Annotated in this window: 8 protein-coding genes and 1 pseudogene; 4 read left to right on the top strand and 5 right to left on the bottom strand. The window is 56.0% G+C overall.

What is annotated here, in order from left to right:
- The first annotated feature begins 67 nt into the window (after positions 1–67).
- Positions 68–1,132 carry a transporter gene (locus KP707_RS06465; protein WP_086634723.1) on the top strand — a complete coding sequence of 355 codons (1,065 nt, stop codon included), beginning with the start codon at positions 68–70 and terminating at the stop codon, positions 1,130–1,132.
- 132 nt (positions 1,133–1,264) lie between these two features.
- Positions 1,265–1,705, top strand: coding sequence for a hypothetical protein (locus tag KP707_RS06470; protein WP_211502534.1), 441 nt, complete (start codon positions 1,265–1,267; stop codon positions 1,703–1,705).
- 231 nt (positions 1,706–1,936) lie between these two features.
- On the opposite strand, the gene KP707_RS06475 is transcribed toward KP707_RS06470, so the two are convergent.
- From KP707_RS06475 to mutY, 5 genes are all read right to left on the bottom strand, one after another.
- Positions 1,937–2,527, bottom strand: a complete 591-nt coding sequence (locus tag KP707_RS06475; RefSeq protein ID WP_211502499.1) for a thiamine pyrophosphate-binding protein — start codon at positions 2,525–2,527, stop codon at positions 1,937–1,939.
- 28 nt (positions 2,528–2,555) lie between these two features.
- Positions 2,556–2,939, bottom strand: a complete 384-nt coding sequence (locus KP707_RS06480; RefSeq protein ID WP_249202815.1) for a hypothetical protein — start codon at positions 2,937–2,939, stop codon at positions 2,556–2,558.
- A gap of 83 nt (positions 2,940–3,022) precedes the next feature.
- Positions 3,023–4,204 carry a Gfo/Idh/MocA family protein gene (locus KP707_RS06485; RefSeq protein WP_211502500.1) on the bottom strand — a complete coding sequence of 394 codons (1,182 nt, stop codon included), beginning with the start codon at positions 4,202–4,204 and terminating at the stop codon, positions 3,023–3,025.
- Positions 4,205–4,314: 110 nt separating this feature from the next.
- Complete coding sequence (locus KP707_RS06490; protein ID WP_211502501.1) at positions 4,315–4,938, bottom strand: hypothetical protein; 624 nt, start codon at positions 4,936–4,938, stop codon at positions 4,315–4,317.
- Positions 4,935–5,996 carry an A/G-specific adenine glycosylase gene (gene mutY, locus KP707_RS06495; protein WP_211502502.1) on the bottom strand — a complete coding sequence of 354 codons (1,062 nt, stop codon included), beginning with the start codon at positions 5,994–5,996 and terminating at the stop codon, positions 4,935–4,937. Before mutY ends, KP707_RS06490 begins: the two co-directional genes overlap by 4 nt.
- Before the next feature lie 10 nt (positions 5,997–6,006).
- Here mutY and KP707_RS06500 point away from each other — a divergent pair, with 10 nt between their 5' ends.
- Together KP707_RS06500 and KP707_RS16985 are read left to right on the top strand one after the other, a co-directional pair.
- The gene (locus KP707_RS06500; protein ID WP_099211241.1) at positions 6,007–6,525 is read left to right on the top strand and encodes a DciA family protein; all 519 of its coding nucleotides are present in this window, start codon (positions 6,007–6,009) and stop codon (positions 6,523–6,525) included.
- A 114-nt stretch (positions 6,526–6,639) separates the two neighbouring features.
- Positions 6,640–7,036, top strand: a pseudogene (locus KP707_RS16985) (hypothetical protein); the annotation flags it as partial.

Consider the following 7,036-nt stretch of genomic DNA (forward strand, 5'->3'; position numbering starts at 1 on the left):
CACCCTCTGTCGTGCTGTTGAGTGCCGACGAAGGTCCAGAATACCCCCTGAAGAACAGGAGGATGCCGTGTCAGAGAACTCCACCTACAATTTTCCTTTCACGGTGATCGATCCTGCGTATCAGGAGACGGGGAAGCCTGCGTTCGCGAACGGGCTGGTCTGGGCTGTTCATGCTGTACCCGGACAAGACCTGCGACCTTTGGGTCAGGAAGAGGTTGAAGACCTTCTGACGCCGGGCCATGAACTAACGTCCCAGGGTTGGTTCTGGCTTCATTTCGATACGGTCCACAGCTCCGCACGGTCTTTCGTCGCGCATTTACCCGATTTGCCTGAAGATGTGTGCGGGATGCTGGCAGAAACGGAATACGGGATCGCACTTGAAGCGGCCGATGATCTGATCTGGGGCGCGCTACCTGCTTTTGATGATGCCTTGTCTGAAGATGACCGGGAGATCTGTGCATGGCGCTTTGCAATGCGACCCGATCTTCTGATTACGACACGGCGCAATCCGATCCCGGTTCTTGGAGCTGCTTACCGGTCTTTGAAAGCCGACCATATTCCTCCGACGCCGGCAGGAATTATTGATCGTGCTCTTCGGGAGTTCACAGGGACAGTGCGGCGTCAGCTTGGCCAGCTTGATGACGACCTGGATCGCGCGGAAGATGCTCTTTTACTGATCGAGCATCGTTCTGATCTGGGTCATCTGGGTGGTATTGTTGGTAAGGTACGGCGTCGGGCGACGGAGCTGCGTCGTGTTGTGACGCCAATTGATCGCGTTCTGAAAGACGAAGATCTGGATCTTCCGGATTGGGCAGAGGACGAGCTACGAGATCGGGCAGAGCGTCAGGTGCATGCAGCCTTGGACGATCTTATCGCGCTTCAGGACCGTGCCCGGTCTTTGCAGGACGAACTGGGGTCCAATCAGGCGGAAGAAACCAACCGGCGGCTCTATATCGTATCGGTCGGCACAACCTTGATGCTTCCTGCTACGTTCGTAACGGGATTCTTCGGAATGAATACGGGCGGAATGTTTCTGGCTCAGGGAGCCTGGGGGACCATTGAAGCTGGTTTTGTCTGCTTCGTTTTCATGAGTGTGACGTTTCTGTTCATGAAATTCGCACGTCTTCTCTAAAAGCTTGGCAGGTTAGAAGCCGTAGAAATTTCGTTGGATAAGGTCTTGGCCTAATCGCCGGAGCGGTTAGTCTACGTTCTGTTACGAAAAGATACGGTTATTTTGACTGTGCCTGATGATGGAGAGTGGACAGTGATAGCGCTTTTTCAAAAGAGCATTGCTCTTGGTATCGTGGGTATCAGTCTGGCTGCATGTTCACCTGAAGCGTATACGCCCGAAAAAGCTATCGCAGCGGCAGCGGCAGACCCGACGGGCGTTGTTGGAAAATTCGGGATGACTGTCCAGCGCGTCGGGCGGCAGAATAATATGGTCTATCTGGATTCTGCTGATAATTATCGGGATCCGAAGACGCTTATCATCGCCATTCACGAAAGCACGGTAAACGACCTGCTACAGGGAACAACCCAGACCGCAGAGCAATATTTCATGCATCGTCAGGTTCAGGCTTCAGGTCTGGCCAAGAGGGTTTTAATCGCCCGGCTCAAGGCAGATGGCACGATTGGCAGCACTTACTACCAGACACAGGTGTTTATTGGCGGCGTTGAAGACATAAAGATCCTGCCTTCAGATTAAATACCGAATGCCCGGACGCTCTGAAAACAGCTCTATTCGGCGTCATTTTGAAAGGGGAGGCAGATTAGCTCTTCCCGATGGGGTCAAGGGTTCCTCACGCGTTGAGACCCCGTTTGGGGCGATACTCGGCCCAGAAACAACATGTCTTCGGTCGCGCTGTCGACTGTTTCTTGGAGCGCTTCGCTTGCTTGAAGCTTGCTGCCAACAGGAATGATAATTTTCAGGGGCGCTCTAAGACGGCAGAGACGTTCCTCTGTTGCAGCGTTCAGGTATTCCAGACTGATAACAATCTGATGTCACGGCGGAAACCGGACTGGGTCTCACGCAGGGTTGGCCTGCGATATGACAGGGGATTTCCAGATAGGCTGGTTTTTTCTCGCGTAGAGCTGCTCGGAGAACGTGATCTATTTGCCCCGGGGCTGTTTCAGCCGAAGTGATTTTCTCTGCGGCTACGGTGATGCGGCCGATTATGGCAATCTGACTGGGTAAAACGCGATCCGCCCCTTCGTCATTTGTGTTTGATATTCCTGAAATCAGGATGACAGGCAGGCTTTCAGCGTAGGCTTCGCCTATGACGTTCAGGGCGGAAGTTGCTCCAACCCCGAGCGTCATGATCGCCGCAGCTGAACCATTAACACGGGCATAGCCTTCTGCGGACAAGCTGCAATTCAGCTCATTGCAGCTGTAGATTTGCTTCATGCCGCCATGAGCCAGCATTTGATCCAGCAGAACGAGATTGTCGTCGCCCGTCACTGCGAAATGGTGCTTCAGCCCAATCTGGGTAAGGCGTTCAGCAAGATAGTGCCCGACAGTGAAGGTCATGGTGCACGCGCCTCGGGGACGAGGTCAGTTATTTGCCTGTTGCGGGCAGGTTTGGTGTCGCTGGGTTTGCCGTCGGCGGGGTAGCTTTACCGAGGGTTGGTACGCCATGGGGTTGCTGTGCCGCATATTTTTCGAAGGCTTCCTGCGTGCCGATATAGGCGCAGTCGCAGATGTCACGGTCTGCGTAGATATAGCGCAGGCCTTCTGGTGTGGTCCGGGTCAGGAAGACATGCTGGGGCATGAGTTGAAGTTCGGCCCGGCGGGACGGGGAATTGGCCGGGTGTCTGACAAACCCTGCCGAAGCGAGTTGCTGCTCCTGCGGGCTAAGAGGTTCGGACACGCAGCCTGCAAGGCTGAATGCTGCGAGGAACAGGGCGGCCGGTACGGAAAGGGGAGAAGAGAGTTTAAGCATAGCAAAGATCCTAACTGTCTGGGCGGTGTGGGGTTCCATTGCATGCGAAGTGTGGCTTGCACGAGATAGGTTGAGGAGGGGTTTTACAACGCGTCTTTAGGCAGGTGGATCATCTGACCTGTTCTGGCGGACTGATAGAGCGCTTCCATCAGTTTCTGATCTCGCAGCCCCTCTTCGCCAGACGTTCGGGGAGGCTGGTTCTGGAGAATGCATTCAGCAAAATGGTCGATTTCCAGAGTAAACTGGTTCTCGGCCGGGATGTGCCATTCGCTGACTATTTTGTGGTCACCCTGACGTCGTCCAATGCGCAGACGATGCCCTGTATAGGCAAATGCGTTTTCCAAAGAGATCCATCCTTTTTCCAGGTGGATGCGCAGGTCTTTGCTTTCATGTGCGCCGTAGCTGGTGGCGCAGTTGGCAATTACACCTGACGGGAAGCAGAGCATGAATGAAAATGTTTCGTCCAGATTTTTGTAGCGTGGATCATCAGGAGGGCTGACCATCTGTGCGAACAGACTTTCAGGCTCCTCTCCAAGCACAGAGCGTGTCCCGTTGAGACAATAAAGACCGATATCCGGAAGGGCTCCTCCACCAGCCAGTTCGGGTTTGAGGCGCCATTGATCGGCGTTTCCCTGCATCTGGGTATTGATGGCTTCTACAAGTTTGGGTCGTCCCAGTTCGCCGCTTTGAACCAGGTTTCTGACAAGCTGATTGAAAGGTTCATAATGGCAGCGATAGGCAACCATGAGCTTAACACCTGCAGCATGGCAGGCTTCAATCATGCGTTTGGCGTCTGCACTTGAGTTGGCCATGGGCTTCTCGCACAGGACGTGTTTGCCCGCGGCGGCAAGTGCTTCCACCTGACTGGCATGCAATGCGTTGGGGGTTACGACATACACGGCCTGAATGTCAGGCCTGTCTGCCAGTTTGTGAATTTCATCATAGGTGAAAAGTGAATCTTCCCCGATCCTGTAAGCATGTCCTGCGGATCTGGCTTTTTCCCTGCGACCGGAAATGAGCGCTACGGGTTTGGCCAGCCGACATTGAAGGAAGGCAGGAAGAATTTCCCCGAGGGTCAGCCGTCCCAGTCCCATGACTGCGAACCCGATACGCTCGGATGGTGGGAGGGCGTGTGGAGGCTGTGCTTCAGGAACGTCAGCGTCTCCGCGCCAGTTTCCAAAAGTAATCTGACCCTGTTTGACTGTTCCCGTATCCAATTCGGAGGGGAGAAGATGTTTGAGGTCAGAGGACGGTGTTTGAGGCATTGTCGCAGCTTTCCCTGAGAGGTTTTCAGGAAAAGCAACGCAGGTTCAGCCATGAAAGGTCTGGAAATCACCTGCCCTCACGACAATCGTGAATTTCGTGTCCTGATGTGTCAACTGGGTCGCCTGACGTGAACTCGGAAAGGAGGCTGATCATCGTTTCGAATAAACGAGATTTCGGCTTCGTGCCGTGCGGGGAGCCGTCCGATCTGTTCAATATTCTGGATGTTGGCGGCGAGGGGAAGAGGTGTTTCTCCCAAGGACCACAGGAACCCTGCGCCGGGTTTGATGGGCGGAAGTACTTTCCCGGTGGCTACATCAATCAGGCTGGCGGATTGAGGGGTTAGAAGAGTGGACAGGCCACGCATGAAGTCTTCCGTCATGGGGAGAAAGCGCTCCCAGTTTTTTGGAATAGAGGCGTCGGTGGTGATCTCGCCCTTTCCTGGTACGGGGGCGCTTTTCAGAAATTTGTCGTGCCCTTTTAACTGAAAAAACAGCAGCCCTTTTTCAGCATCCTGGGCTTCAAATACGGGCAGCGGGCGGGGCATTGAAACGCGCTTGGTAAACGTAATGTCGCAAGGAAGGTTGAGGGGAAGCGCAATCAGGGCCGACATGCCGGGATAGACGCCAGGCTGGAAGGGCGTCGGAGAAAAATAGTCGCTGATCGGGTCATGGTCCAGAACGCGGCTGTGCCAGTCCATGAACCACAACTGGGTTTTGGGAAAAGTCTGGCTCATTTTTTCTCCATATCAGTAATTGCAAGGGCGAGGCATTTCTTCATAACGCCTGGCAATGCTGCGCGTGTCGTTGACCGAAACGCGCCAAAGGATGGGTCGATCCCTGCATTATGTCCCGCAGGGAGGGTCTTTTCGTAAACCATGAGCTTAAGTGTGAAATGGGTAAAGACATGAGTGACCTCTCCCCGTAAAGACCACGGCCCAAGTGTCGGGGCATGGTTCATGGCATCAGCTTCAGTCCAGGGGGCCTCGCGCCACTCCGTCCCCGGAAATTCGTCCATGCCGCCGAGAAGACCTTTTTCAGGTCGGGCTCTCATCAAAACCCGTTCGCTTGTATCCAGAAGGATAAAGTGCACGCCGTAACGCGTGGGACGTGCCTGTTTGGGCGCTTTGCGGGGAAGTGTGGACGCTATTCCTTTGGCATGACCAAGGCAGGATGGACGCCAGGGGCATGTCAGACAAGATGGGTTGCGGGGTGTGCAGATTGTGGCCCCAAGATCGAAAAGGGCTTGGGCAAAGTCTGATGGACGATCCTGTGCTTCTGCTGACTGGTTGAGGAGCGCTGCCTGTTTGGCCAGAAGCGGGCGCGAGGCGGGGAGAGGGTTTTCTATGGCGAAAAGGCGTGATGTCACGCGCTCGACATTCCCATCGACCGGTACGACGGGGCGGCCGAAGGCAATCGCGGCGATGGCGCGTGCGGTATAAGCCCCCACGCCCGGAAGCTTCAGAAGGTCTTCGACTGTGTCCGGGAATTGCCCGAGTTCTGCAACGCGTTTGGCGCACGCATGGAGATTACGGGCACGGGCATAGTAGCCGAGCCCGGCCCAAAGATAGAGAACGTCTTCCTGTGGGGCTGCGGCCAGATCCTGCACGGTCGGGTAATGCGTGAGAAAGCGTTCGTAATAGGCTATGACAGCCTTTACGGTCGTCTGCTGAAGCATGATTTCGCTCAGCCAGACAGCATAGGGGTTAGGCCGCTGCCCCGGGAGGCTACGCCAGGGAAGGGTGCGGCGGTGAGTGTCGTACCAGCGGAGCAGGTCGGAAGCATCAGGAGTCACGGAGAGGGATATGACGAAGGATCACGGTCCGGACAAGAACCTTCGTGGTCGGGCAGCGGGAATGGACCAAAAGCCCGCATGGATTCCCAAGCGGGGAGGAGCGCGGCAGATCGGCGCTCTGGTGCCAGGAATTACCAAGTCGGCGTTCAAGAAGAAGTCTCCGCTTCTGGTTCGGCTTTCCATGGACTGGGAAGATTTTATCGGTCCACGTCTGTCTCGTGTGACCGAGCCGCGTCGGCTGTCGGCAGGGTCTCTGACGCTGGCGTGTTCGGGGCCGATTGCCATGGAATTGCAGCATCTCGCACCTCAGATCATTGAACGGATCAATACAGCCTGTGGTCTGCGGGGCGAGCATCTCATTCTTCGGTTGAAGATTGTTCAGGACATGACAGCATTTGAGAGGCCCAAGCCGCCAAGGCCCAAGCCCGTTCAGGTTGATGTTCCTGAGATTGAGGATGACGAGTTGCGGGATGCCCTGCAACGCCTTGGTGGCCATATCGGAGCGCGGGGTGGCCGCAGGCGTCGGTGACAGAAGTGTTTCACGTGAAACGACTTGTTTCATGCCCTGAAAGAGCCCTTTTCAGGGACCAGAGTTCTGACGATATGGAAAGTTGAAAAGCGGCTATTTCCAAGGAGACAAGCCATGAACATCACGAAAAAATCTGCTGGAGCCTTGGTGCTGGCCGCATTGATTGGTTCTGCACCGTTCTCGGCCATGGCGCAGCGTGGCGGCGGTCCGGGCGGCGGCGGTGGTGGCTTCCATGGTGGAGGCGGAGGCCGCGGTGGTCCCGGAGGTGGCGGGATGGGCGGATTTCGTGGTGGTGGCGGTTACGGTGGTGGCCCGGGAGGTGGATTCCGTGGCGGCCCTGGCATGGGTGGCTTCCGGGGTGGTCCGGGCGGTGGTTACGGCTATCGTGGAGGCCCCGGTTGGGGCTTCCGTCCCGGCTATGGTGGCTGGGGCGGTGGATGGGGTGGCCCGCGCTTCGTCGGTTGGGGCACGCCTGGGTGGGGTGGATGGAATGGCTGGGGCGGCCCGGGCT

Origin of the sequence: Gluconobacter sp. P5E10 (genome assembly GCF_018812145.1) — a bacterium.
In the GTDB taxonomy this organism is placed as follows: Bacteria; Pseudomonadota; Alphaproteobacteria; order Acetobacterales; family Acetobacteraceae; genus Gluconobacter; species Gluconobacter cerinus.